Raw genomic sequence first — 25162 nt, 5'->3', positions numbered from 1 at the left:
GAGGTTGAGCGTTTCGTAACCCAGGCGTGAGGTGGGGTCAGGCGGGCAGCCGCCGTTCCGGTGCCGGTTCCCGGCGCGCGGCCAGCGCGCTGAGGTGCGCCTGGACGTACGGCACGGCGACGGTGGGGAGTTCACCGTCCACGAACGCCGGCTGCACGTTCACCTCGAACACCACTCCGCCGTGTTCGATCGCGAGGTCGACCCCGGCGAACGGCAGTCCGACCGAGGCGGTCGCGGCGACGGCGAGCCGGGTGAGGGACGCGGGCAGGTCGGCGGTGGCGATGGGGACGGGGGTGGCGCCCTGGCAGGTGTTGCAGGGGGTGTCGACCTCGGGCTGGATGTGTTCGCGGGCGTGGATGACCCGGCCGTGCAGGACGAAGACCCGGAACTGGTGGCGGCGGCCGTCGGGGCGGAAGTTGCCGGCGTCCCGGGAGAGCAGCCAGTCGGTGCCGCTCTCGGCGTAGTAGGCGGCCGCCCGTTCCAGCCGCTCCTCGGTGGTGATGTGGAAGGCGTCGTCGCCGCCGGTGCCGACGACGGGCCGGGCCCAGGTGTCACGGCCGAGCTTGTCGAAGGCGGCGGCCGCCTCGTGCGGGGCCGGCCGGGACAGCACGATGGTCTCCATGTGGGCGATGCCGTCGCGGCGGAAGCGCTCCACGGTGCGGTCCTTCTCGGTCGCCGTGTCCCAGGCGGCCGTTCCGGTGCCGAGGGTGACGACGTCGTGCTGCTCCAGCAGGCGCTGGAAACCGGCGAGGGAGCGGCGGCGGTGCGGCGGGATCTCGTAGAGCACGACGATGTCGGGCACCACGTCCAGCCGCTCCTCGGGCACCCGCAGCCGTAACCGGTCGCCGGCGCGGGCGGCGCTGCCGGATCCGCCGTCGGCGAAGTGCCGGGAGTCGATCCGGACCGGCGGGACGCCGGTGAGCAGTTCGGCGGCGCGGGCGAGGTAGTCGGCGCAGCCCTCGGGTGAGGTGGGGTCGGCGATCAGGGCGATACAGGGTCGGGACACGGCTGCCTCCAGTGGTTCTCCAAGCGCACGGTGCCGCGCGCACTCGGTCGCGCGGTCCGAGCGAACTCACGGGGTGGTGTCTGGTGCGCGGGCGGTCGTCGGCCCGTCGCAGGCGGCTCCCCCGGCCGTGTCGAACGGCCGGTGCGAAGCCGTGGCGCCACACTGTAGGCGCCCGGCGGACGGCCGGGACAGGGCGCATGCGTCGGCGGGCCACTGCTCCGGCCCCTGCGCCGTCCGCCCCCGAGCGTGCGCCGTCCCACGCCTTGCGGCGGGTCAGGGCCGGGGCGCCGGTCCGGTGCTGCGGCGCACGACGAGTTCCACCGGCACGACGGGGTCGACGCGGGGTTCGTCGACGCCGTCGACCCGGTCCAGCAGCAGCCGCAGCGCGCGGCGGCCGATCTCCGCGAAGTCGGTGCGTACGGTGGTCAGCGGGGGCAGCAGATGGGCGGCCTCGGGGATGTCGTCGTAGCCGACCACGCTGACGTCGTCGGGGACGCGGCGGCCGGCCTCGTGCAGGGCGCGCAGCAGGCCGAGGGCCATCTGGTCGTTGGAGGCGAACACCGCGGTGACCTCCGGCCGTTCGGCGAGGCGGCGGCCGAGGTCGTGGCCGGAGTCGGCGCTCCAGTCGCCGACGAGGGGTTCGGGCACCTCGGCGCCGGCCTCGGTCAGGGTGGTGCGCCAGCCCTCCAGCCGGACCTCCGCGGAGGTCCATCCGGTGGGTCCGGCGATGTGGTGGACGGTGGTGTGGCCGAGGTCCAGCAGATGTTCGGTGGCGGCCCGCGCGCCCGCCCGTGAGTCGGCGGTGACGAGCGGGGTGCGGCCGCCGAGGTCGTTCTCCAGGACCACCATGGGGGTGTCGAGGCGGGCCTCGGCGAGGGCGTTGCCGATCCGGCGCTGCGGGGCGATGGCGATGACGCCGTCGGCGCCCTCGGCGGACAGCGTGTCCAGGGCGCGGACGACGGTGTCGTGGTCGTCGGTGTCCAGGGCGATGGAGACGACCAGGTAACCGGCGTGCCGGGCGGCGGTGTCGACGGCGGTGAGAATGGCGGCGGGACCGTAGCGGGCGGCGTCGAAGGAGATCACGCCGAGCATCCGGGTGCGTCCGCTGGCCAGCGAGCGGGCGCTGCGGCTGGGGCGGTAGCCGAGGGTGCGCATGGCCTCGACGACGGCGGCGCGGGTCTGCGCGCGGACCGCCGGATGGTCGTTGAGGACGCGGGAGACGGTCTGCTTGGACACTCCGGCGAGCCGGGCGACGTCGTCCATGACGGGGCGGGCGCCGGCGAAGCTGCGCCGGCTGCGCCCGGGCCGGGCCGGGCCGTCGGCGGTGCTGCGGGTCATGGCGCGTTCTCGTCCTTCGGCCTCGGGTCGGAGCGGCGGGATGCGCGTCCCGCCCGGCGGATCCACAGGATAGGCCGGGCGGAGACGGGGCGCCCCGGCCGGTGCGCGGGGTGTCGTCAGGGCTGCTCCGGGCCGAGGTCGGGGGTGTCGGTGAGCCGGGCGCGGTGGGTGGTGGTGGCGTGCAGTTCGAGCAGGACCAGTTCGTTGGCGCCGGGGCGCAGCACGGGGGCGGGGACGTACAGGGTGCGCTGGGGGCCGCGGTTCCAGTAGCGGCCGAGGTGGAAGCCGTTGATCCAGGCCTGGCCCTTGGTCCAGCCGGGCAGGGCGAGGAAGGCGTCGGCGGGTTCGGCGATCTCGAAGGTGCCGTGGTGGAAGGCGGGTCCGGCGACGGGGCCGGTCCCGAAGGGCAGTCCGTCGAGGCCGGTGAGGGGCAGCGGGTGGCAGTCCCAGCCGTCGAGGGCGGTGCCGTCGAAGGCGACCGGGCCGAGCAGCCCCTTGGGCGCGCCGATGCGGGGGCCGTAGTTGACGCCGCCCATGTTCTCGACCAGCACCTCCAGGGTGGCGCCGGGGCGGGGCACGCGCACGGGCAGGGTCTCCTCGTGGCGTTCGCGTTCCAGTACGCCGGCGGGGGCGCCGTCCAGGAAGACCTGGGCGCGGTCGCCGACGCCGCCGGTGAAGTGCAGGATGCCGTCGCCGGCCGAGGGGACGGTGGTGCGGTAGAGGACGTAGCCGGCGCGCAGGCCCAGCTCGTGCAGGGTGAGCGGGGCACCGGTGGCGCGCACGGGCTCGGTGCGGGTGGCCGCGTACGGCAGCAGGGCGGCCCGCCGGTCCAGTGTCACGTCGGCCGGGGCGAGTTTGCGGCTCGGGGCGGGCACGGGTTCGGCGGGGACCGGGGCGTGCCGGGCGATGACCTCGCGGAAGGTGTGGTACTTGGGGCCGGGGTCGCCGTGCTCGGTGAGCGGGGCGTCGTAGTCGTAGGAGGTGACGACCGGGGCGTAGGCGTGGTCGTGGTTGGCGCCGTTGGTGAAGCCGAAGTTGGTGCCGCCGTGGAACATGTAGATGTTGACCGAGGCGCCGGCCGCGAGCAGCCGGTCGAGGTCGGCGGCGGCGTCGTCGCCGCTGCGGGTGTGGTGCGGCTCGCCCCAGTGGTCGAACCAGCCGATCCAGAACTCGGTGCACATCAGCGGGCCTTCGCTCTGGTGGGCGCGCAGCCGCCTCAGGTTGTCCTCGATCCGGCTGCCGAAGGTGCCGGTGGCGAGGGTGCCGGGCAGGCTGCCGGCCGCGAGGTGCTCGGGCTTGGCCTGGTCGCAGGTGAACAGCAGCTCCTCGACGCCGCGTGAGCGGAACGCCTGGTGCAGGTGGCCGAGGTAGGCGGTGTCGTCGCCGTAGGCGCCGTACTCGTTCTCCACCTGCACGGCGACGACCGGGCCGCCGGCCGACGCCATGTGCGGCAGCAGCGGGGGCAGCAGCAGGTCGAGGTAGCGGTCGACGGGGCCGGTGAAGCGCGGGTCGCTGCTGCGCAGCCGGATGTCCGGGTCGGCGGTGAGCCAGGAGGGCAGGCCGCCGCCGTCCCATTCGGCGCAGATGAACGGTCCGGGGCGGAGCAGCACATGGAGGCCCTCGGCCTGGGCGAGGGCCAGGTAGCGGGGCAGGTCGAGGATGCCGTCGAGGACGACGGGGCCGTCGGGGTCGGGCTGGTGCAGGTTCCAGGGGACGTAGGTCTCCACCGTGTTCAGGCCCATCAGGCGGGCCTTGCGCAGCCGGTCGGCCCACAGCTCGGGGTGGATCCGGAAGTAGTGCATCGCGCCGGAGATGATCCGCAGCGGTTCCCCGCGCAGCAGGAATCCGTCGGTGGTCGTGGTCAGGGCGGGCATGGGCGGTCCCTTCGGCGGAGGCGGGCACGGGAGTCGGCGGGAGCGGAGGCGGGGGGCGTGGAGGCGGGGGGCGTGGAGGCGGGGGCACGGAGGCGGCAGGCGTGGAGTGGAGGGCGCGGAAGCGGCGGACGCGGAGGCGGGGGCACGGAGGCGGCGGGCATGAATGTTACCGGTAACATTACCGGCGTCAAGATCTCCCACACGGTCTCGGGCAAGCGCTTTCCAGTCAGCTCCCGTACGGCCTCCGCTGCCCCGAACGGGCCAGCGCGGGCAGCGGCGCGGCGGTGAGGGGGTACGCATAGCGCACCCGTCCCGAGCGAGGAGACCGAACGTGCAGCCCACGAACCAGCCCTACGGTCCGCAGCAGACGCCGTACGGCGGTGGCCCCGCCACGGACGCCCCGCCGCCCGCGCCCCGGCTCGACATCACCCGGCTGTGGGCCGGCGGAGTGATGACCGCCGGGGTCGCCGGGCTCACCGCCGTGGCCGCAGTGACGGTGGTGCGCGGCGCGCTGGGCTTCCAGGTGTTCACGCCGGAGGGCGACACCTCGGCCGGGGGCCTGTCGCCGGGGCTGCTGGCGTGCGGCACGGCGGTGGTCGCGCTGGTGGCGACCGGGCTGCTGCATCTGCTGATCCTCACCACGCCGCGCCCCGCCCGGTACCTCGGCTGGATCATCACCCTCGTCACCGCGGCCCTGGTGCTGCTGCCGTTCCGGACGGGCGGCGCGCTGGAGCCCAAGGTGGGCACCGGCGTGGTGTATCTGGCGATCGGCGCCGCCCTCGGATCGCTGCTGTCGGCGGTCGGCCGGGGGGCCACGCGACGGAGCCTCTGACGCGGGGCCTGGTCCGGCGGCCCTCGCGTTCGCCGGGCCGTGGCCGGCTCGGACCGCGGCACCGAGAGGCGTCAGGCCGTGCGCGACCGCCCGGCGGCCACTACGGTGCTGTCCAGGTGTTCGAGCCCGGGGACGTGTGAGCGCGCCCGGTCGAGCGGGGAGACGCCATGGCCGACGACAAGGCGGCGAAGCTGCCGCGCAAGACGTACGAGAAGGAGATGCTGCGCCTGCAAGCGGAGTTGGTGAAACTCCAGGAGTGGGTGCGGGCGGAGGGCGCGCGGCTCGTCGTGGTCTTCGAAGGACGGGACGCGGCGGGCAAGGGCGGCACCATCCAGCGGGTCACGGAGCATCTGAATCCGCGTGTCGCGCGGATCGCCGCGCTGCCCAAGCCCACCGAGCGGCAGCGCACCCAGTGGTACTTCCAGCGGTACGTGGAGCAGTTGCCGGCGGGCGGGGAGATCGTGCTGTTCGACCGCAGCTGGTACAACCGGGCCGGGGTCGAGCACGTGATGGGCTTCTGCACCAAGGAGGAGTACCAGCGCTTCCTGCGCCAGTGCCCGATCTTCGAGCGGATGCTGGTCGAGGACGGCATCCTGCTGCGCAAGTACTGGTTCTCGGTGAGCGACGCCGAGCAGCAGGACCGCTTCCGGCGCCGTCTGGAGGACCCGCTGCGGCGCTGGAAGCTCTCCCCCATGGATCTGGAGTCGATCACCCACTGGGAGGCGTACTCGCGGGCCAAGGACACGATGATGGTGCACACCGACATCAACGAGGCCCCGTGGTACGTCGTGGAGAGCGACGACAAGCGGCGGGCGCGGCTGAACATGATCGCTCATCTGCTCGACTCCGTTCCGTACCGCGAGGTGCCGCCCGCGGTGCTGGAACTGCCCGAGCGCCCGCCGTCCACCGGCTACGAGCGTCCGCCGCGCGATCTTCAGACGTACGTCCCCGACCACGCGGCGCGCCTCTGAGCCGCCGCGCGGTGTTCCTGGTCCTCCACCGGGCCCAGGAGCGCGCAGTCCACCAGCTCCACGCCCTCCACCGCCTCCGTGAGACGGGCGGCCACGGGGATCAGGGCGGCGTCCGCGACGCGTCCGCTGAGGGTCGCCAGTCCGCGGTGCACCCGCACCTCGACCGGTTCCGGCAGCGCGGGGAAGAGCGGCGCGACGACCTGGCGGCGGATGTCCTCGGCGATGTCCTCGTCGTCCCGCAGGAACACCGCGAGCAGGTCGGCCCTGCTGAGCACGCCGCGCAGCGTGCCCTCGCCGTCGACGACCGGCAGCAGTTTCAGGCCGTGCCGGACCATCGTCCGGGCCGCCTCGGAGAGGGTGGCGTCGACGGGGACGGTGACGGCCGGGACGGTCATCAGCTGTTCGGCGGTCACCGCGCCCGCCGGGCCGGTGACCGGTGGCCGCCGGAGCGGTGCGCCGGACTCCTCCCGGGGCAGCAGGTCCGCCTCGGAGACGACGCCGAGCACCCGGTGCGCGCCGTCGAGGACGGGCAGCGCGCCGGTGTGCTCCCGCCGCATCGTCCGGACGATGTCCGTGAACGTCGCCTCACGGCGGAGGGCGACGACGGTGTGGGGCAGCACATCGGCCACGAGGTGCGGAGTCGCGGACATGACGGCCTCCGGTGGTGAGCGGGTACGAACCTCCTGATCCCAGCCTCCGCCACGCACCGCCCGGCCCGCCTCGGTCGAACGGCCCCGGCCGCCGGGCCGAACGTCCCTCGTCACGCCGGCCGGGCGGCGCCGCCACCGCTCCCGTCCCAGCGGCGGCGCCACGCACCCGTCCCCGCGGCGTCGCCATCGCCGGTCACGACGGCGGCGCCACCGCTCCCCGTCTCAGCGGCGGTGCCACTCCTGCGCGAGCAGCCGGTAGGAGCGCACCCGGTCGGCGTGGTCGTGGGTGATGGTGGTGACGAGCAGCTCGTCCGCCTCGGTGGCCTCCCGCAACTGTTCCAGCCGGTCGGCTACGTGGCCCGGGGAGCCCACGAACTGGGTGTCGACACGGTCGGCCACCAGGGTCCGGTCGGCGTCGGTCCAGCGGTGGGCGCGGGCCTCGTCGGGGGTCGGGAAGGGGATGGCGCCCTCGGCGCTGCGGATGCTGCGGACCCACGGGGCATAGCCGGTGGCCAGTTCGCGGGCGGTCGCGTCGTCCTCGGCGACGACGACGTCGGCGGAGACGGTGACGTACGGCTTGTCGAGGTGGTCGGAGGGCCGGAACGCGGCCCGGTAGCCCTCGACGGCCTCCAGCACGCCGGCCGGGCTGACGTGGTAGTTCGCGGCGAACCGCAGACCGTTGCGGCCCGCGACCTCGGCGCTCGTGCCGCCGCTGCTGCCGAGGATCCACACCTCCAGATCGGCGCCCTCGCCGGGCACGGCGTGCGCCTCGACGCCGTCCGCGGAACGGTAGTCGCCGCGCAGCAGCGCCAGGATGTCGTCGACCTGCTCGCCGTACTCCTGGGGTTGCGCGCCGGGCTGGCGCAGGAGTTGCTGCTGGAGGCGGAAGCGCGGCGAGTCGATCAGGTGCTCGAAGGAGAACCGGGGCGGGATGAGCAGGCCGTTGGGGGCGCGTCCGTCGACGACGGGGACCGTGGTCGGGCGGTCGCCGTCCCGTGGCGCGCTCGGGCGGCCGCCCGAGCGGCCGAGGCCGAGGTCGAGCCGGCCGAGGTGCAGGGCGTCGATCAGCCCGAACTCCTCGACGACGGACAGGGCGGTGCGGTGGCCGAGCTGGACGGCGCCGGAGCCGATCCGGATCGTGGAGGTCGCGGACGCGGTGAGGGCCAGGACGACGGCGGGTGAGGTGCCCGCGACGCCGGGGTTGAGGTGGTGCTCGGCGAACCAGTAGCGGGTGTAGCCGAACCGCTCGGTCTGGCGGGCGAGGTCGACGGAGTTGCGCAGGGCGTCGGCGGCGGTGGAGCCGGAGGGGATCGGGACGAGATCGAGCACGCCGAGGGGTGTGCGGGACATGGTCAGGTGCTCCTGGCGGGTAGGGGCGCGGATTCGGCCTCGGGCTGGGCCTTAGGCGCGGACTCGGCGTCGGCCGCGGCGTCGACCGGGGCCCACGGGAAGGGCGGGTCGGGGATCTCGCGGCGCAGGACGGGCGCGATCTCGGACTGGAAGAGCTCCAGGGAGGCGCGGTGGCGGCTCTGGGGCAGGCCGCCGGCGTCGGCCTGGAGGTGGAGGACGGAGTGGCCGAACGCCTCGTGGTAGCGGTGCACCTTCTCGATCACCTGCTGCGGGCTGCCGATCAGCGCCGAACTGCGCTCGACGAAGTCCTCCAGGGTGGCGAACACCGGCTCGACGCCCAGCCGCTTCTGGAAGGCGAGCTGCCCCTCGAACACCGGGCGGTAGGCGGCGATCGCCTCCTGCGAGGTGCGGGCCGCGTGGTAGCCGGCCGTGCCCGCGCCGACGACGGCCGCGGCCGGGTCGTGGCCGTAGTGCGCCCACCGCTCCCGGTAGTGGCGGACGAGTTCCGCGTACGGCTCGATCGGGTGGGTGACGTTGGCCGAGAACAGCGGGTCGCCGTAGCGGGCGGCGAGGTCGACGGACTCGCGGCTGGTCGCGCTGCCGTGCCAGACCCGGACGGGCCGCTGGAGCGGCCGCGGCCACACCTCCGCCTCGGTCAGCGCGGGCCGGAAGCGCGGGGTGGCGGTGACCTTGTCCTGCCGCCAGATCCGGCGGAACAGCTCGTAGCTCTCGGCGTTGCGCTCCCACTGGTCCTCGGGGGTGACGTGGAACAGCTCGCGCTGGGCGGCGCCGTTGCCCTTGCCGATGATCAGCTCGAGCCGGCCGCCGGAGAGGTGGTCGAGGGTCGCGTAGTCCTCGTAGGCGCGCACCGGGTCGAGGAGGCTGAGCGTGGTGACGGCGGTGAACAGCCGGATCCGGGAGGTCAGCGCGGCGATGTGGCTGAGCACGACCGGGGGCGAGGAGGAGATGAACGGCCGCTCGTGGCGTTCGCCGACGCCGAAGCCGTCGAAGCCCAGTTCCTCGGCCAGCACCGCGTTGCCGATCACCTCGCGGAAGCGGTCGGTGGTCGGCTTCTGGACACCGGTGACCGGATCGGGGGCGTGCACGATGAGGGTGATGGCGAGGAACTTCACGACGCGGCCCGTTCGGTGCGCGGGTCGTCGTCGGGGTGCGCGAGTCCGAGGTGGTCGCGCAGGGTGGTGCCCTCGTACTCGGTGCGGAAGACGCCCTTCTCCTGGAGCAGCGGGACGACCTTGTCGGCGAACTCGTCGAGGCCGGTGGGGGTGAGGTGCGGGACCAGGATGAAGCCGTCGCTCGCGTCGGCCTGGACGAAGTGGTCGATGGTCCGGGCGACGGTCTCGGGGGTGCCGACGAAGCTCTGCCGGTTGCCGGTCTCGATGACCAGGTCGCGGATCGACCACTTGTTGGCCTCGGCGAGCGCCCGCCACTCGCGGGCGGTGGCGACCGGGTCGCGGTACATGCGCACCTGGGCGCGACCGCGGGCGATGTGGTGCTCGGCGGGGTCGGGGTCGATGTCGGGCAGCGGGCCGTCCGGGTCGTACGACGACAGGTCCCGGTTCCAGACGAACTCCAGGTGCTTGAGCGCGGTGGCGCCGCTGACCTGCTTGCGGCGCACCTCCTTGGCCGCCTCCTCGGCCTCGGCGTCGGTGTCGCCGAGCACGAAGCTGGCGGCGGGCAGGATCAGCAGCTGGTCGGGGCGGCGGCCGTGGCGGGCCAGGCGGGACTTGACGTCCGTGTAGAAGGCCTGGCCCTCGTCGAGGGTGGCGTACCGGCTGAAGATCGCGTCGGCGCTCGACGCGGCGAACTCGCGGCCCTCCTCGGAGTCGCCCGCCTGGAAGATCACCGGGCGGCCCTGGGGGCTGCGGGGCACGTTGAAGCGGCCGTGGATGTCGAAGTGCCGGCCCTCGTGGACGAAGGCGCCGGCCTTGGCGTCGCTCAGGAAGGTGCCGGTGGCCTGGTCGGCGACGATCTCGTCGCCCCGCCAGGAGTCGAAGAGTTCGTTCGCCGTGGCGAGGAACTCCTTGGCGCGGGAGTAGCGCTCCTCCTGCGGGAGGAAGCCGCCGCGGCGGAAGTTCTCGCCGGTGAAGGCGTCCCAGGAGGTGACCACGTTCCAGGCGGCGCGGCCGCCGGAGAGGTGGTCGAGGCTGGCGAACTGGCGGGCCACCTCGTAGGGCTCGTTGAAGGTGGAGTTGATGGTGCCGGTCAGACCGAGGTGCTCGGTGACGGCGGCGAGCGCGGCGAGGACGGTGAAGGTGTCGGGGCGGCCGACGACGTCCAGGTCGTATATCTTCCCGCCCTGTTCGCGCAGGCGCAGGCCCTCGGCGAGGAAGAGGAAGTCGAACTTGGCGCGTTCGGCGGTGCGCGCGAAGTGGGCGAAGGAGCTGAACTCGATATGGCTGCCGGCCTCCGGGTCGCTCCACACGGTGGTGTTGTTGACGCCGGGGAAGTGGGCGGCCAGGTGGATCTGCTTCAGCGGCTTGCTCATGATGGGTCTCCTGCTTCCGCTCAGGCGGCGGCGTAGCGGTTGGCGGGGCGGGTCAGCCCGAGCAGCCCGCGCAGGGTGTCGGCCTCGTAGGCGCGGCGGAAGGCGCCGCGGCGCTGGAGTTCGGGGACGAGGCCGCGGGTGATGGCGGGCAGGTCGTGCGCGGCGACCGCGGGGCGCAGCCGGAACCCGGTGAGGCCCGGCGCCGCCAGTTCCTCCAGCAGGTCGGCGAGTTGGGCGGGGCTGCCGGCGAAGATCCGGGCGTCGCTGGTGTACTCCTCGCCGGCGAGGGTGTCGAGGCGGTCGCGGCGGGCGGCGGCCTCGGCCGGGTCGTCGTCGAGGAAGACGACGAGGTCGCCGAAGACGTGCAGGACTTCGGCGGCGCGTCCGGCCGCCTCCTGCTCGGCGCGAATCTCGCCGACGACGGCCCGGGCGTGGCCGGTGTCCTGCGGGGTGACGAAGCCGACGTCGGCGGCGCGGGCCACCAGCCGGTAGGGGATGGTGTCGTGGGCGAGGGCGGTGACCAGGGGCTGGCCCTGCGGCGGGCGCGGGGTGATGGAGGGGCCCTTGACGCTGAAGTGGCGGCCCTCGAAGTCGATGTAGTGGAGCTTGTCGCGGTCGATGAAGCGGCCCGTGGCGACGTCCCGGATCTCCGCGTCGTCCTCCCAGCTGTCCCAGAGCCGGCGGACGACCTCCACGTGGTCGGCGGCCTCGTCGAACAGATCGGCCACGATGTCCAGGGTGGCGGGGCCGTCGTAGGACTCGATGCGCGGGACGGGACGGCGGCCGAAGTGGGCGGCCTCGTTGGGGCGGGCGGTGATCTGGACGCGCAGGCCGGCGCGGCCGGTGCTGACGTAGTCGAGGGTGGCGATCGCCTTGGAGATGTGGAAGGGCTCGGTATGGGTGGCCACCACGGTCGGCACGAGGCCTATGTGCCGGGTGAGCGGGGCGATCCGGGCGGCGACGAGGACGGCGTCGAGGCGTCCGCGGACCTGGTCGGTGCGGTCGTCCGGGTCCAGCCAGTGCGAGGACTGCGGGCCCAGGCCGTCCTCGAGGGTGACGAAGTCCAGCAGGCCGCGTTCGGCCTCGGCGACGAGGTCGGCCCAGTAGCCGGCGGTGAACAGTTCGCGGGGGCGGGCGGCCGGTTCCCGCCAGGAGGCGGGGTGCCAGCCGGTGCCGTCGAGGGCGACGGCGAGGTGCAGGGGCGCGGATGCGGACACGGGCGTGTGGTGCCTTCCTGGGAGGACCTGGGGAGATGTGCGGCACCTCGGGCGACCTGAGGCCTGGGCATGGGTGCCCGGGTGGGTGAGCGCGTGGGTGCCTGGGGGCTGAGGGGTCGCCGGCCCTCCCTGGGGAGGGCCCGGCGGCGTCGGAATGCGTCAGGAGGATCAGGAACAACAGAGCGGGGCGGGGCGCGCGGCGCCGTGGGCGATGTGCGCGGCCCAGTCGAGGATCTGCACGGCGGCGCCCGCGGCCTCCAGCCCCTGGCAGTGGGCGTGGTGGCGGTGGGCGATGCCGTGCAGGTCGAGGTGGCCGCCGAACTCGGGCCGGGCGGCCAGCCGGCGGGCGTAGGCCCACAGGTGCGGATGGTCGGCGACGCGGTGGACGGCTGCGGCGTCGAGGTGCAGACGGTGCACGGTGTCGAGCTGGACCAGGGCGACCCACACATGGACGTCGGCGACGGTCAGGTGGTCGCCGAGGACGAACTCGTCGAAGCCGAGCCGCCCGTCCAGCTGCCGGAGCGCGCCGAGCAGCCGGGCGAGTGCCCTGCGGTGCTCGTCGGCGTCGGCGCCGGCCCGCCCGGCCTGCTGCGCCGCCTCGTTGACGCCGTGCGCGCACAGCTGCTCGACGGCTTCCAGCTCCCGCTCCGTGCCGCGCGGGTACAGCGCGGGCCGGTCGGCGCGATGCCGCCCGAAGTGCCGGGCCAGGTCCCGCAGGATGTCCGGGGCGTGGGTGCTGACGATGCGTCCGGTCCAGTCGTCGCTGAGCACCGGTGCCGCGGTGGGGCCGGGGTGGCGGTGCGCGCTGGCCTCGTACAGCGGGCGCAGGGCCAGGTGCCCGCCGTCGGGGCCGTCGGGCACGGACGGCAGCAGTGTGACGGGGAGGTCGGCTTCCAGGCCGAGCAGGCTGTGGGTGATGGCGAGCCGCAGCGAGCGCGGGCAGGAGAGGGAGAGGTGCAGCCGGTAGCGGCGCGGGGCGGCGTAGTAGCCGCTGCTCGCGTCGCAGCCGATCCGGCCCCGGAAGGCGGGCGGCGCGGGCTTGGTGGTCGAGGGGACGGCGGGCCTGGCGGTCAGGGGTGCGGCGGGCATGTTGGTCAGGGGTGCGGCGGGCATGTGTCTCCCTGGATCCGGATGCGGCTTCTGGTACGGAGCGCGGCGAGCGGCGCACGGGGGCGTGCGGGCGCGCGACGGCTTCGGCGCGTACCCGGACGCGAGAGGACGCGGTGCCGAGGGGCACCCGCGATTCAGTGCGAAGCGCCTGCGGCGCTGCAGACACGCAGGAGATCGATGTGGCGGCGGGAGGTCAGGAGCAGAGCGGGCCGCCCCGCGCGCGCGGCGCGGTCGGCGGACGACTCCGGACGCTCCATCTTTTCCTACCCATCCGCTAGGGAATCTCTTAGGGAGTGTCAGGCGGCCTGCGTGACCCGTCAAGGGGGCGGTCACGGGTCTCGTCGGCCGTCTCACATGCTGGAAGCCGGTCGTAGTCGGTGCGGAGGTGCCCCTAGACCGCCCGGCCTCCCGTGCCCGCGCCCGCGGGCCGGCTCCACAGTCCTCCGGCGGCGAGCCGCGGCAGGACGTTCTCACCGAACCAGTACGCCTCCTCCAGGTGGGGGTAGCCGGACAGGACGAACTCCTCGATGCCCAGTCCGTGGTACTCCGCGATCCGTTCGGCGACCTCGGCGTGGCTGCCCACCAGCGCGGTGCCCGCCCCGCCCCGCACCAGGCCGATGCCCGCCCACAGGTTGGGATGGATCTCCAGGCTGTCCTGCCGGCCGCCGTGCAGCGCGAGCATCCGCCGCTGCCCCTCGGACTCGCTCTGCGCCAGCCCGGCCTGGACGGCGGCGACGGTCTCCGGGTCGAATCCGCGCAGCAGCCGGCGCGCCTCCGCCCACGCCTGTTCGGCGGTGTCGCGGGTGATGACGTGCAGCCGGATGCCGAAGCGGACGGTCCGCCCCTCCTTCTCGGCCAGCTCGCGGATCCAGGCGATCTTCGCCGCGACGGCCGCGGGCGGCTCGCCCCAGGTCAGATAGACGTCGGCGTGACGGGCGGCGACCTCTCCGGCGGCGGGCGAGGAGCCGCCGAAGTAGACGGCCGGCCGCGGCTCGGGCACCTTGGCGAGCCGGGCGCCCTCGACGCTGAGGTGCTTACCGGTCAGATCGACGGTCCGTCCGTCCCACAGCTCGCGGACGATCTGGAGGAACTCGTCGGTACGGGCGTAGCGGGCGTCCTTGTCGAGGAAGTCGCCGTAGGCGCGCTGCTCCTTGCTCTCGCCTCCGGTGACCACGTTGAGCAGCAGGCGTCCGCCGGACTGCCGCTGGAAGGTGGACGCCATCTGCGCGGCGAGGGTCGGGGAGACGAAGCCGGGCCGGAAAGCGACCAGGAACTTCAGCCGCTCGGTGTGCCGGCTCACCATCGCCGTGGTGAGCCAGGCGTCCTCGCACCAGGCGCCGGTCGGGGTGAGCGCGCCGGTGAAGCCCAGGTCCTCGGCGGCGCGGGCGATCTGGGCGAGGTAGCCGACGCTGGGCGGCCGGTCCCCGGCGGCGGCGGTGGCCGGGCTGCCGTGGCCGCCGCCGACGACATGCCGGCTGTCGCCGTTGGTGGGCAGGAACCAGTGGAAGGTGAGGCTCACGGCGGATCAGGCCTCTCGCTCGTCGTGGGCGGCGGGTGGCGGGGCGGTCATCCGGCGGCCGCCAGCAGGGCGGTGCGGCTGCCGAGGGCCTCGGCGAACTGGTCGACGACCTGGGTCAGGGCCTCGGACGCGCCGGGGGCGACGGTCAGCGTGCCGTCCTCGGCGGCGGTGATGTCCTTGTCCAGCGTGAACCAGCCCTGCACGATGTGGGCGGCGCCCATGGAGCTGAGCACCGGGCGCAGCGCGTAGTCGATGGCCAGCACATGGGCCGTGGTGCCGCCGGTGGCCAGCGGCAGCACCGTCTTGCCGACCAGGGCGTACTGCGGCAGTACGTCGAGCAGCGACTTCAGCAGCCCGGAGTAGGCGGCCTTGTACACCGGTGTGCCGATCACGACGCCGTCGGCGCGGTCGAACAGCGCGGTCGCCTCGGCGATCGCGGGGTGCCGGAAGTCGGCGCCGAGCAGGGCCTCGGCGGGGAGGGTGCGGACGTCCAGCGGGATCACCTCGTGACCCTGCGCGGCGAGCCGCAGGTCGAGGTGGCGCAGCAGCCGGGCGGTGCGGGAGGTGGCGGAGGGACTTCCGGAGACGGACAGCACGGTGGCCATGGCGAACCCTTCGAAGAGCTGGGGTGGACGTGAGCGGCTACTTGTTGGTCCGGGGCAGGCCGGGCGGGTTGAGCTCGGAGGTGGTGACGGCCTCGTCGGACAGGCCCCAGCGCTTGAGCACCTTGCCGTACGTGCCGTTCTCGATGACCTCGTTCAGCGCCGCGGCGAGCGGCTTCACCAGGCCGCTGTCCTTCTTGGTGGTGGCCGCGATGAGGCCCTGGAGGGTGGCGCCGGCGCCGGAGTAGGTGCCGACGACCTCGGTCTTGCCGGAGGTGGCGGCGTGGTAGGCGGCGGTCGGGTTGGGGCCGAGGTAGAGGTCGATGCGGCCGGACTGGAGGGCGAGGTAGGTGTCGCTGTCGGTCTGGTAGTACTTGATGTCCACCGGCTCGCGGCCGGCCTTCACGTTGTCCTTGCTCCACTCGATGAGCAGCTTCTCCTGGTTGGTGCCGCTGCCCACGGCGACGGTCTTGCCGGCGACGTCCTCGGGGCCGTCGATCTTCCAGCCGGTGCCCTTCTTCGCCTCGAAGCCGAGGTTGTCCTCGCGGTAGGTGGCGAAGTCGTACTTCTCCTTGCGCTCCTCGGTGACGGTGATGTTGCTGAAGCCGACGTCGTACTTGGCGCTGTCGAGGCCGACGAAGATGTTCTCCCAAGAGACCGTGTTGACCTCGGGCTTCAGTCCGAGGACGTCGGCGACCAGGTGGGAGATGTCGGTCTCCACGCCGATGACGGTCTTGTTGTCGGTGGCGTAGAAGTTCAGCGGCGCCGAGGAGCTGGAGGAGTGGACGATCTCCAGGGTGCCTCTCTCGCGGATCTCCGCCGGGACCTGGGCGGCTATGGAGTCGACCTTCTCGGTGGTGACGCGGTCCTGGTCCGGGCTGGTGTTGATCTTCGTCGTGACGCCCTTGGTGTCCGCGACCTCGGTGGTGCCGCCGTCGTCGGGGTTGGCGCAGGCGGCGAGGACGAGAGCGGTGGCGAGTCCGAGGGCCGCTGCGGTGGTACGGCGGGTCAGGGTGGTGGACACGGTGGTTCTCCTTGCGGGCGTGAGCGGGTCGAGGGTGGTCAGAGGACCTTGGAGAGGAAGGCGCGGGTGCGCTCGTGGCGCGGGTTGTCGAGGACGGCGGCGGGCGTCCCCTGCTCGACGACGAGTCCGCCGTCCATGAACACCACCGTGTCGGCGACCTCGCGGGCGAAGCCGATCTCGTGGGTCACCACGATCATGGTGGTGCCGCCGGCGGCGAGGTCCTTGATGACGTCGAGGACTTCGCCGACCAGCTCCGGGTCGAGCGCGGAGGTGGGCTCGTCGAAGAGCAGCACCTTCGGTTCGAGGGCGAGCGCGCGGGCGATCGCCACCCGCTGCTGCTGACCGCCGGAGAGCTGGCGCGGGTAGGCGTCCGCCTTGTCGGCGAGTCCCACCCGGTCGAGCAGCCGGGCGGCGGCCCGCTCGGCGTCCTTGCGCGGGCGGCGCAGCGCGGAGACCGGTGCTTCTACGACGTTCTCCAGCACGGTCAGGTGCGGGAAGAGGTTGAAGTTCTGGAACACGAACCCGATGTGGGTGCGCTGTTTCAGAACGTCCTTCTCCTTGAGTTCGTGCAGCTTGTCGCCGGAGCGGCGGTAGCCGATCAGCTCGCCGTCGATGCTGACCCAGCCGCTGTTGACCTTCTCCAGGTGGTTGATGGTGCGCAGCAGCGTGGACTTGCCGGAGCCGGAGGGGCCGAGGATCACGGTGACCTCGCCGGTCCGCACCTGGAGGTCCACACCGCGCAGCACCTCCAGCGGACCGAAGCTCTTGTGGACGCCGCGGACGTCCACCATGACCTGACTCATCGGCTCTCTCCCAGGACCTTCAGGGGTACGACGGGCTGTTCACGCCGGGCCGCGGCGGCGCGCAGATCGCGCAGCCGGCGCCGGGCGCGCTGGAGCGGGGTGGGCGGCGGGGTGCGGTTCGCGCCGCGCGCGTAGTGCCGTTCCACGTAGTACTGGGCGATCGACAGCAGGGAGGTCAGCACCACGTACCAGGCGGTGGCGACCAGCAGCAGCGGGATCACCCGGCCGTTGCGGCCGTAGATCACCTGCACCTGGTAGAACAGCTCGCCGATGGACATCACGTAGACCACCGAGGTGCCCTTGAGCAGGCCGATGATCTCGTTGCCCGCGGTGGGCAGAATGGCGCGCATGGCCTGCGGCAGCACGATCCGGCGGATCTGCCGCAGCCGGGGGATGCCGAGCGCGGCGGCCGCTTCGAGCTGCCCCTGGTCCACGGCGATGACCCCGCCGCGGACGATCTCGGCGGCATAGGCGGCCTGGTGCAGCGTCAGCCCGATGACGGCGGCGCCGATGGTGCCGATGAGGTCGTTGCTGTCGACCGAGAAGAACACCGGCCCGAAGGGGATGCCGACCCCCAACTCCTTGTACAGGGCGCTCAGATTGAACCAGAACACCAGCTGGACGATCATCGGGATGGACCGGAAGACCCAGATGTAGGTCCAGGCCACGGTCTGGAGCACGGGGCTGCGCGACAGCCGCATGAAGGCCAGCACGGTGCCGAGGAGGAAGCCCAGCACGGTGGCGTAGGCGGTCAGCTGGAGGGTGACCCACACCGCCTGGACGATCGTCTCGGACAGCACGTACTCACCGAAGACGCCCCACTCCCAGACCGGGTTGGTGGCCAGGCCGTGCACGAACTGGGCGAGCAGCACGAGCACGGCGGCGGCCGCCACCCAGCGGGCGTAGTGGCGGGCGGGTACGACCTTCAGGGGGGCCGGGTCGTCGACCGGGGCGGTGGTCGGCTGGGTGATGGTGTCGCTGCTCATGGGTCACCTGTGCTCGGGGGGATTGATCCGCGACGTCTCGATCGCGGAGGCGGAGGTGCCCCACTTGTCGAGGATGCGGTCGTAGGTGCCGTCCTCGATCAGCTGGTTGACGGCGGCCTGGAACGCCTTGGTCAGCTTGGAGCCCTTGTCGAAGGCGAAGCCGACGTCGAGGCGGTGGAACTCGCCGAGGAAGGTGGTCTGGGAGGCGGGCTGGGCCGCCTGGTGGCGCAGCCCGTTGATGGTCGACATGATCACGTCGATACGGCCCTGCTGGAGCGCGGTGAGCGTCGCCGCGTTCTCCGAGTACACCTTGACGTCGTACGGCTTCTTGCCGGCCTCGGCGCACACGCCCTTCCGCTCGGCGAGGGTCGCCTCGAAGGTGGTGCCGGCGCCGGTGCCGATGGTCAGCCCGCACAGCTGGGTGAGGTCGCTGACCTTGCCCTTGAGCGCGGTGTCGCCCTTCTTCACCGCGAAGCCCTGGCCGTCGTTGATGTAGGTGACGAAGTCGACCTTCTCCAGCCGTTCCGTGGTCACACCGAAGTTGCCGGTGCCGACGTCGTACTTGCCGCTGCCGAGCGCGGGCAGGATCGACTCGAACGAGGCCTCCTGCCGCTCCAGCCGTATGCCGAGCACCTTGGCCACGGCGTCGGCGAGGTCGATGTCCAGGCCCTGGGGCGCCTTGTCCGAGCCGTTCGGGTAGTAGGCGCTGGGCGGGGCGCCGACGGAGCTGCCGACCGTGAGCGTGCCCGACTCGCGTACCTCGGCGGGCAGCAGGGTGGCGATGGAGTCGACCTTGCGCACCTGGGCGACCGGGTCGTCGGTCGGCGCCGGGGAGGCCTGGGCGCCCACGGCGGTGGTGCCGGAGGTGCCGCCGGAGCCGCAGGCGGTCAGCGCCAGCAGGGGCAGCAGGGCTATGCCGAGTCTGGACACGGTGGTTCGGAGCTTCACGGGGCGGCCGCCTCTCGGGTGGGTGGGGTGGTGCGCGGGGCCTGCGTCAGGTGCTTCTCGAAGGGCAGCGGGCCGATGGTCTCCGGGTCGGCGGCCGTGTCGAACAGCGGTGTGTAGCCGGTGGCCAGGTACAGGCCGCGCGCTTCGGGCTGTCGGGGCCCGGTGGTCAGGAAGACGCGCCGGTAGCCGCGGCCGGCCGCCTCGCGTTCCAGTTCGGCGACGACCCGCCGGGCCAGTCCGCGGCGCCGGTGCGCCGAGTGCGTCCAGATCCGCTTCAGTTCGGCGGTGGTGGCGTCGTACCGGCGGAAGGCGCCGCCCGCGACGGGTGCGCCGGCTTCGAGGAGCAGGAGCAGGACGCCGCCGTGGGCCGGCGTGAACTCATCGTCGGGGTAGCGGGCCAGCTCGGCGTGGGCGTCCTTGCCGTAGCGGGTGGAGTACTCGTCGCCGAGTTCGCGCAGCAGCGGCCGCACTCTCGGGTCGGAGACCGGCACCTGGACGACCGTCAGGTCGGGAGCGGACGTCATCCCCGCACCGCCGCCAGGGCCTGGGTGCCGCGCGCGGCGCGTTCGGCGTCGCGCTTGGCGACCTCCTCGCGGACGAGCGGGATCACGTACCGTCCGAAGTCGATGGCGTCGCCCAGCAGGTCGTAGCCGCGGGCGGAGAGGATGTCGACGCCGAGGTCGTAGTAGTCCAGCAGCGCCTGGGCGACCGTCTCCGGAGTGCCGACCAGGGCGTTGGAGTTGCCCGCGCCGCCGGTGGCGGCGGCCGTCGGGGTCCACAGGGCGCGGTCGTAGCGCTCCCCGGCCTCGGCGATGGCGATCAGCCGCTGCGAGCCGGTGTTCTGCGGCTTCGCCTGCCCGTTGTGCCGCTTGGTGACGGCCTCGCCGCCGGCCTTGCGGGCCTTGATCGCGCCGACCGTGCGGTGGGCCTTCTCCCAGGCCAGTTCCTCGGTGGGGGCGATGATCGGGCGGAACGCGACCTGGATGCGGGGCACGTCGGTGCGGCCGGCGGCCTTCGCGGCGGCCTTCACGGCCTCGATCTGCTCGGCGGTCTTCTCCAGGGGCTCGCCCCACAGGCAGTAGATGTCGGCCTCGGCGCCGCCGGCGGCGTACGCGGCGGGCGACGAGCCGCCGAAGGAGACGTTCGGACGCGGCTGCTGGGCCGGGAACACATCGCTGACGAAGTCGTGGAAGCGGTAGTGCTCGCCCTCGTGGTCGAAGGGCTCGTGGATGGTCCAGATCTTCTTGACGATCCCGATGTACTCGCGGGTGCGGGCGTACCGCTGGTCCTTGGTGAGGGTGTCGCCCTCGCGGGCCTGCTCGTGGTCGCTGCCGCCGGTGATGAAGTGCACCGCCAGCCGGCCCTCGCTGATCTGGTCGAGGGTGGCGAAGGTCTTCGCCGCGAAGGTCGGGTACGACACGTTGGGCCGGTGCGCGAGGAGGATCTGCAGCCGCTCCAGCCGGGCCGCGACATAGGCGGCCGCCGGGGCCGGGTCGGGCGATCCCGAGCCGTAGGCGAACAGCACCCGGTCCCATCCGTGGTCCTCGTGCGCCCGGGCGAGCCGGAGTGTGTACTCCTTGTCGAAGGCGGCGCCGGAGCGCGGGGTGGTCTCGGAGCCGTCATTGGTGGCGGCGATGCCAAGGAACTCCACGGGCATGGGAGATGGCCTTTCCTCAAGTCCTCTGAAGAGCGGGGCCGTGACGGGCGTCCGGGCACGGCTGAGCAGCCCTCGGGGCGGAACCGGGTGGTGAGCAGGGGGAGATGACGCCGGGGCGATGCCTCGGACGGGAGGGGTGGTGGCGGTACGGGTGCCGCGGAAGGTGAACTCGGCCTACACGAGAGGCGACGAGGTCACTGGAGAAAAGCTGAGCCGGTCAGACGGCCCGCTGCCGCGTCAGGCGCAACACGCCGCGGACCACACCCGACCGAAGTCGATGTGGCCACGGGTGACCAGGCGCTGCTCGGCATTCATGCGGTTAATTGAGCAGTACATATCGCGTCCCGTCAACTGCGGCCCGGATGGCGGACGGAGGCTTTCCCAGAATTCCTATCGATTTACTAGGGAAGTATTGACGGTGCCTCACGGCGCTGCGCAGGATGAAGCGGATGCCACAGCAGGAGAGCCCCACCACTCCGCTCTGCGGCCGAGCTTGAGGAGAGCCACTTCCATGGGTGTTGCGCCTGCGCCGACCGATTCCGCCGCGGAGCCCGAGCGAACCGTGCCCGGCCGTGCGCACTGGCTGCACGTGGCCCGCGAGACGGCGGACGACCTGGCCACCGACGCGGTGCCGAGGGAGCAGGCGGGCAAGATTCCGTTCGACGAGGTGTCCCGGCTGCGCGACGCGGGACTGCTGACCCTGCTGACGCCGGCCGCGCTCGGCGGCGGCGACGCGGACTGGCCGACGGCCTACGCCGTCGTCCGCGAGATAGCCGCGGCCGACGGCGCGATCGCCCAGCTGCTCGGCGGCCACTACTTCCTCTCCTGGAGCGCCCGGCACCTGGGCGAGCCCGGCGCCGCCGCGCTGCTCGACGGGCGGTCGGCGGCCGAGCAGTGGTTCTGGGGCGGCGGCTTCGCCCGCCAGGAACCGCCGCTGGCCCTGTCCCCGGCCGCCGGCGGCCATGTGCTGGACGGCAGGCAGAGCTATGTCACCGGCGTGCTGGTGGCCGACCGGATCGCCGTGCGAGCGGTGCGGACGGACACCGGCGAGCCGGTCGCCGTGGTGGTCGATCCGGCCTGTCCCGGAGTGCGGACGGACAACGATGCCGACACCTTCGGCCAGCGCCTGGCCGCCGGGGCCAGCGTGGAGTTCGACGCCGTGCCGGTGGCCGACGACGACGTGCTCGGCTCGCTCTCCGCGGACGAGGAGCTGCTGTCGCCGCGGGCCGCGCTGCTGTCGCCGGTCGGCCGGCTGCTGTCGGTGCAGTTGCTGCTCGGCATGGCCGAGGGCGTGCTCGGCGAGGCCCGTGACTACAGCAGGGCGGGCCACGCGCCCTGGCATCCCGCCTGGCCGGTCGGCTCCCCGCACGACCCGCATGTGCTGACCGCCTACGGCGAGCTGACCGTCCTCACCCGGTCCGCGTCCGCGCTCACCGACCAGGCCCTCGCGGCCGTGGAGCGGTCGCTGGGCCGTGGCGAGGACCTGACGTTCGAGGAGTACGCGGACGCGGCCGTGCTGGTGGCGATGGCGGAGGCCGCCGCCTCCAGGGCCGTCCAGGAGGCCACCGTCCGCGCCCTCGACATCGTGGGCGCCCGCTCGACCTCCTCGCGGCTGGGCCTCGACCGCTTCTGGCGCAACGCCCGCACCCACACCCTGTACGAGCCGGTGGCCCACCGGTTGCGCGAGGTCGGCGACTACTTCATGAACGGCGCGCACCCGCCGTTCGGCCTGCCCATCTGATCATGCCGGCCGGCCCGGCCGGCGGGCGCCGCCGCGAGGGTCCGGCGGTGGGCGTCCGCCGCAGGTCATCGGCCCAGACCGCGGCGGCGCGCGGACCGCTGCGTACGGGATAATGGACGTATGCGGATCTCAGCCAGGGCGGACTACGCGGTACGCGCCGCGCTACAACTCGCCGCGTCACGCGATGACGCGCCCCAGAAGGCCGAGGCCATCGCCGCTGCCCAGGACATCCCGCACAAGTTCCTCGAGAGCATCCTGAACGACATGCGCCGTGGCGGCCTCGTGCTCAGCCAGCGCGGCGGCAACGGCGGTTACCGACTGGCCAAGCCCGCCGAGTCGATCAGCATCGCCGACGTCATCCGGGTCGTGGACGGCCCGCTGGTCTCGGTGCGCGGTGTGAGGCCGCCGGAACTGTCCTACTCGGGGCCCGCCGAATCGTTGCTGCCGCTCTGGATCGCGTTGCGGTCCAATGTGCGCGAGATCCTGGAGGGCGTCTCGCTGGCCGATGTCGCCGCGGCGGAGCTGCCTGCCGATGTGTCCGCTTTGACCGATGCTCCGGATGCCTGGGTGAATCCCTGACACGTTGGACCTTTGGCCTCAGCTCTCACGATCTGAGATGACTCAGTCCATCATATGAACACCCCCTTGGGGTGGGGGCTACCTTCTGCCACGATCCCTATCAGCCAGGTAGGAAAACTAGGGATCCACGGGGGGGAACATGCGCATGCTCGACCGCACCACCCCACCGCTGCCCCGCCTGACCTCGCGCCGCCACATCGACCTCGGCCGCACGTCCAGCGCCATCTGTCGGCCTGCCTGAGACCGCCCGCAGCGCCACCGGCCGGCTCCGGCGACAGCGCCACGAGCGCACCGCCCACCGCATGCCCCACGGGCTCGGCACGGCTGCGATCCAGCCACGCGATCGACCTCCGCGACACCCACGCTCCGTCCACCGGCACCGATGGCTTTCGGCCATGCGGGCCTGCGAGCGGATCGCCGGTGCGCGCCCCGGTGCGGCAGGACGCCGCACCCGTCAGTACGTACTTCCTTTGCTCACCCATCCCTGAGAGGACACCTCCGTGTCTGCCGCAAGACCGCTCACCACCCTGCGCGCCCTCGCCGCCGTAGCGGCGCTCCCCCTTCTGCTGACCGCCTGCGGCTACGGCGCCGACTCCGAGGACGACAAGCAGCAGACCGAGGTCGCCGCGGACGCCAAGAAGCTCTCCGCGGACGAAGTGCGGATCGGCTACTTCCCCAACCTCACGCACGCCACCGCGCTGGTCGGCCGGGAGCAGGGCATCTTCCAGAAGGAGCTGGGCGGCACCGAGGCGAAGTACGCGACCTTCAACGCCGGTCCGTCCGAGATCGAGGCGCTGAACTCCGGCTCCATCGACATCGGCTGGATCGGCCCCTCCCCCGCCATCAACGGCTACACCAAGTCGAACGGCAAGAACCTGCGGATCATCGGCGGTTCGGCCTCGGGTGGCGTGAAGCTCGTGGTGAACCCGGACAAGATCAAGACCCTGAAGGACGTCAAGGGCAAGAGGATCGCCACCCCGCAGCTCGGCAACACCCAGGACGTGGCGTTCCTCAACTGGATCGCCGAGCAGGGCTGGAAGGTCGAGGCCGAGAGCGGCAAGGGTGACGTCTCCGTCGTCCGCACCGACAACAAGGTGACGCCCGATGCCTACAAGTCCGGTTCGATCGACGGCGCGTGGGTGCCGGAGCCGACCGCGTCGAAGCTGGTCGCCGAGGGCGCGAAGGTGCTGCTCGACGAGGCCGACCTGTGGCCGGACAAGAAGTTCGTGATCACCAACATCATCGTGTCCCAGGACTTCCTGAAGAAGCACCCCGACGTCGTCGAGGCGGTGCTGCGCGGCGCGGTGAAGAGCAACGAGTGGATCAACGCCAACCCCGAGGACGCGAAGGCCGCCGCCAACGCCGCGCTGGAGCGTGACTCCGGCAAGGCGCTGCCCGCCGAGGTCATCGACCCGGCCTGGAAGTCGGTCACGTTCCTCGACGACCCGCTGGCCGCCACCCTCGACACCGAGGCGGCGCACGCGGTGAAGGCCGGCCTGCTGGAGGAGCCCAACCTCAAGGGCATCTACGACCTCACCCTGCTCAACAAGGTCCTCAAGGCCGAGGGCAAGGACGAGGTCGACGACGCCGGTCTCGGCGCCCAGTAACGACAACCGCACCCCATCGAGTCCCCAGGAGAGGTGACGACATGGCCCTCGCGTCAGCACCGGCCACGAAGGATGTCACGGCGACACGGCACGCCGCCCGGATCGAGCATGTCTCGAAGTCGTTCGCGGGCCCCGCCGGGCAGCAGCTCGTGCTGGACGACATCACCCTCGATGTCGCCCCGGGCGAGTTCGTCACCCTCCTGGGCGCCTCCGGCTGCGGCAAGTCGACCCTGCTGAACCTGGTCGCCGGGCTGGACCGGCCGTCCGCCGGGTCCATCGCGACCGACGGCCGCCCGGCCCTGATGTTCCAGGACCACGCCCTGTTCCCCTGGCTGACCGCCGGCAAGAACATCGAACTGGCCCTGAAACTGCGCGGCACCCCGAAGAACGAGCGCCGCGACCGCGCCGAGGAGCTGCTGGAGCTGGTCCGGCTCAAGGGCGCCTACGGCAAGCGCGTGCACGAGCTGTCCGGCGGTATGCGCCAGCGCGTCGCCCTGGCCCGCGCGCTGGCCCAGGACAGCCGCCTGCTGCTGATGGACGAGCCGTTCGCGGCCCTCGACGCCATCACCCGCGACGTGCTGCACGACGAGCTGACCCGCATCTGGAACGAGACGCGGCTGTCCGTCCTCTTCGTCACGCACAACGTCCGCGAGGCCGTCCGCCTCGCGCAGCGCGTCGTCCTGCTGTCGTCCCGTCCGGGACGGATCGCCCGCACCTGGACCGTGGACATCCCGCAGCCGCGCCGCATCGAGGACACCGCCGTGGCCGAGCTGTCCCGTGAGATCACCGAAGAACTGCGTGGGGAGATCCGCCGCCATGGCCAGCACTGACACGCCCGTCGG

24 protein-coding genes are annotated in these 25162 nt (G+C 72.7%); 7 read left to right on the top strand and 17 right to left on the bottom strand.

Annotation, left to right across the window (positions count from 1 at the left end; all coding sequences use genetic code 11):
* Nucleotides 1–37: 37 nt before the first annotated feature.
* From ABT232_RS22085 to ABT232_RS22075, 3 genes are all read right to left on the bottom strand, one after another.
* Nucleotides 38–1006: an ATP-grasp domain-containing protein gene (locus tag ABT232_RS22085; RefSeq protein WP_351842451.1), complete on the bottom strand. Its 969-nt coding sequence runs from the start codon at nt 1004–1006 to the stop codon at nt 38–40.
* 273 nt (nt 1007–1279) lie between these two features.
* Entirely contained in the window at nt 1280–2344 is a 1065-nt protein-coding gene (locus ABT232_RS22080) for a LacI family DNA-binding transcriptional regulator (RefSeq protein ID WP_351842449.1), read from the bottom strand.
* A gap of 116 nt (nt 2345–2460) precedes the next feature.
* Nucleotides 2461–4218 carry a glycoside hydrolase family 35 protein gene (locus ABT232_RS22075; protein ID WP_351842447.1) on the bottom strand — a complete coding sequence of 586 codons (1758 nt, stop codon included), beginning with the start codon at nt 4216–4218 and terminating at the stop codon, nt 2461–2463.
* A 331-nt stretch (nt 4219–4549) separates the two neighbouring features.
* Here ABT232_RS22075 and ABT232_RS22070 point away from each other — a divergent pair, with 331 nt between their 5' ends.
* Both ABT232_RS22070 and ppk2 read left to right on the top strand, forming a co-directional pair.
* Nucleotides 4550–5050: a DUF6069 family protein gene (locus ABT232_RS22070; RefSeq protein ID WP_351842445.1), complete on the top strand. Its 501-nt coding sequence runs from the start codon at nt 4550–4552 to the stop codon at nt 5048–5050.
* A gap of 167 nt (nt 5051–5217) precedes the next feature.
* Nucleotides 5218–6021 carry a polyphosphate kinase 2 gene (gene ppk2, locus ABT232_RS22065; protein WP_351842443.1) on the top strand — a complete coding sequence of 268 codons (804 nt, stop codon included), beginning with the start codon at nt 5218–5220 and terminating at the stop codon, nt 6019–6021.
* Here the strand turns inward: ppk2 and ABT232_RS22060 are convergent.
* From ABT232_RS22060 to ABT232_RS21995, 14 genes are all read right to left on the bottom strand, one after another.
* Nucleotides 5985–6671, bottom strand: a complete 687-nt coding sequence (locus ABT232_RS22060) for a CBS domain-containing protein (RefSeq protein ID WP_351842441.1) — start codon at nt 6669–6671, stop codon at nt 5985–5987. The two genes, ppk2 and ABT232_RS22060, sit on opposite strands and share 37 nt — an antisense overlap.
* Before the next feature lie 222 nt (nt 6672–6893).
* Entirely contained in the window at nt 6894–8021 is a 1128-nt protein-coding gene (locus tag ABT232_RS22055; protein WP_351842439.1) for an LLM class flavin-dependent oxidoreductase, read from the bottom strand.
* Nucleotides 8022–8023: 2 nt separating this feature from the next.
* Nucleotides 8024–9154, bottom strand: a complete 1131-nt coding sequence (locus ABT232_RS22050) for an LLM class flavin-dependent oxidoreductase (protein ID WP_351842437.1) — start codon at nt 9152–9154, stop codon at nt 8024–8026.
* Nucleotides 9151–10527: an NtaA/DmoA family FMN-dependent monooxygenase gene (locus ABT232_RS22045; RefSeq protein WP_351842435.1), complete on the bottom strand. Its 1377-nt coding sequence runs from the start codon at nt 10525–10527 to the stop codon at nt 9151–9153. Before ABT232_RS22045 ends, ABT232_RS22050 begins: the two co-directional genes overlap by 4 nt.
* A gap of 20 nt (nt 10528–10547) precedes the next feature.
* On the bottom strand, nt 10548–11744 hold the full coding sequence (locus ABT232_RS22040) for an LLM class flavin-dependent oxidoreductase (RefSeq protein WP_351842433.1): 1197 nt from the start codon (nt 11742–11744) through the stop codon (nt 10548–10550).
* Nucleotides 11745–11912: 168 nt separating this feature from the next.
* A complete protein-coding gene (locus tag ABT232_RS22035) occupies nt 11913–12833 on the bottom strand; it encodes a glutathione S-transferase C-terminal domain-containing protein (RefSeq protein ID WP_351842619.1) in 921 nt (306 codons plus the stop codon).
* Nucleotides 12834–13245: 412 nt separating this feature from the next.
* Entirely contained in the window at nt 13246–14373 is a 1128-nt protein-coding gene (locus tag ABT232_RS22030; protein ID WP_351842431.1) for an LLM class flavin-dependent oxidoreductase, read from the bottom strand.
* A 47-nt stretch (nt 14374–14420) separates the two neighbouring features.
* Nucleotides 14421–14978: an NADPH-dependent FMN reductase gene (gene ssuE / locus ABT232_RS22025; protein WP_351842429.1), complete on the bottom strand. Its 558-nt coding sequence runs from the start codon at nt 14976–14978 to the stop codon at nt 14421–14423.
* Nucleotides 14979–15015: 37 nt separating this feature from the next.
* Nucleotides 15016–15999, bottom strand: a complete 984-nt coding sequence (locus tag ABT232_RS22020) for an ABC transporter substrate-binding protein (protein WP_351842427.1) — start codon at nt 15997–15999, stop codon at nt 15016–15018.
* 38 nt (nt 16000–16037) lie between these two features.
* Complete coding sequence (locus tag ABT232_RS22015) at nt 16038–16802, bottom strand: amino acid ABC transporter ATP-binding protein (RefSeq protein WP_351842425.1); 765 nt, start codon at nt 16800–16802, stop codon at nt 16038–16040.
* Nucleotides 16799–17788 (bottom strand): amino acid ABC transporter permease, encoded by a 990-nt coding sequence (locus ABT232_RS22010; protein ID WP_351842423.1) that lies wholly within the window; start codon nt 17786–17788, stop codon nt 16799–16801. Before ABT232_RS22010 ends, ABT232_RS22015 begins: the two co-directional genes overlap by 4 nt.
* A 3-nt stretch (nt 17789–17791) precedes the next feature.
* The gene (locus ABT232_RS22005; RefSeq protein ID WP_351842421.1) at nt 17792–18736 is read right to left on the bottom strand and encodes an ABC transporter substrate-binding protein; all 945 of its coding nucleotides are present in this window, start codon (nt 18734–18736) and stop codon (nt 17792–17794) included.
* Nucleotides 18733–19260 (bottom strand): GNAT family N-acetyltransferase, encoded by a 528-nt coding sequence (locus tag ABT232_RS22000; protein WP_351842419.1) that lies wholly within the window; start codon nt 19258–19260, stop codon nt 18733–18735. The genes ABT232_RS22005 and ABT232_RS22000 overlap by 4 nt, the downstream gene beginning before the upstream one ends.
* Complete coding sequence (locus ABT232_RS21995; protein ID WP_351842418.1) at nt 19257–20393, bottom strand: LLM class flavin-dependent oxidoreductase; 1137 nt, start codon at nt 20391–20393, stop codon at nt 19257–19259. The genes ABT232_RS22000 and ABT232_RS21995 overlap by 4 nt, the downstream gene beginning before the upstream one ends.
* Nucleotides 20394–20904: 511 nt before the next feature.
* On the opposite strand from ABT232_RS21995, the gene ABT232_RS21990 reads away from it, so the two are divergent.
* The 5 genes from ABT232_RS21990 (at nt 20905) to ABT232_RS21970 (ending at nt 25150) form a co-directional block, all read left to right on the top strand.
* Nucleotides 20905–22134: an acyl-CoA dehydrogenase family protein gene (locus ABT232_RS21990; protein ID WP_351842416.1), complete on the top strand. Its 1230-nt coding sequence runs from the start codon at nt 20905–20907 to the stop codon at nt 22132–22134.
* A gap of 120 nt (nt 22135–22254) precedes the next feature.
* On the top strand, nt 22255–22713 hold the full coding sequence (locus ABT232_RS21985; RefSeq protein WP_351842414.1) for an RrF2 family transcriptional regulator: 459 nt from the start codon (nt 22255–22257) through the stop codon (nt 22711–22713).
* Between the two features lie 139 nt (nt 22714–22852).
* Nucleotides 22853–22954 (top strand): putative leader peptide, encoded by a 102-nt coding sequence (locus tag ABT232_RS21980; protein WP_351842412.1) that lies wholly within the window; start codon nt 22853–22855, stop codon nt 22952–22954.
* 259 nt (nt 22955–23213) lie between these two features.
* The gene (locus tag ABT232_RS21975) at nt 23214–24320 is read left to right on the top strand and encodes an ABC transporter substrate-binding protein (protein ID WP_351842410.1); all 1107 of its coding nucleotides are present in this window, start codon (nt 23214–23216) and stop codon (nt 24318–24320) included.
* A gap of 41 nt (nt 24321–24361) precedes the next feature.
* Complete coding sequence (locus tag ABT232_RS21970) at nt 24362–25150, top strand: ABC transporter ATP-binding protein (protein WP_351842408.1); 789 nt, start codon at nt 24362–24364, stop codon at nt 25148–25150.
* The last annotated feature ends 12 nt before the right edge of the window (nt 25151–25162 follow it).

The sequence above is a fragment of the Streptomyces sp. NPDC001532 genome, from assembly GCF_040298625.1.
Lineage (GTDB): Bacteria > Actinomycetota > Actinomycetes > Streptomycetales > Streptomycetaceae > Streptomyces.
Note: the sequence above shows the minus strand (reverse complement) of the source record. Positions and strands in the feature narration are given on the sequence as shown.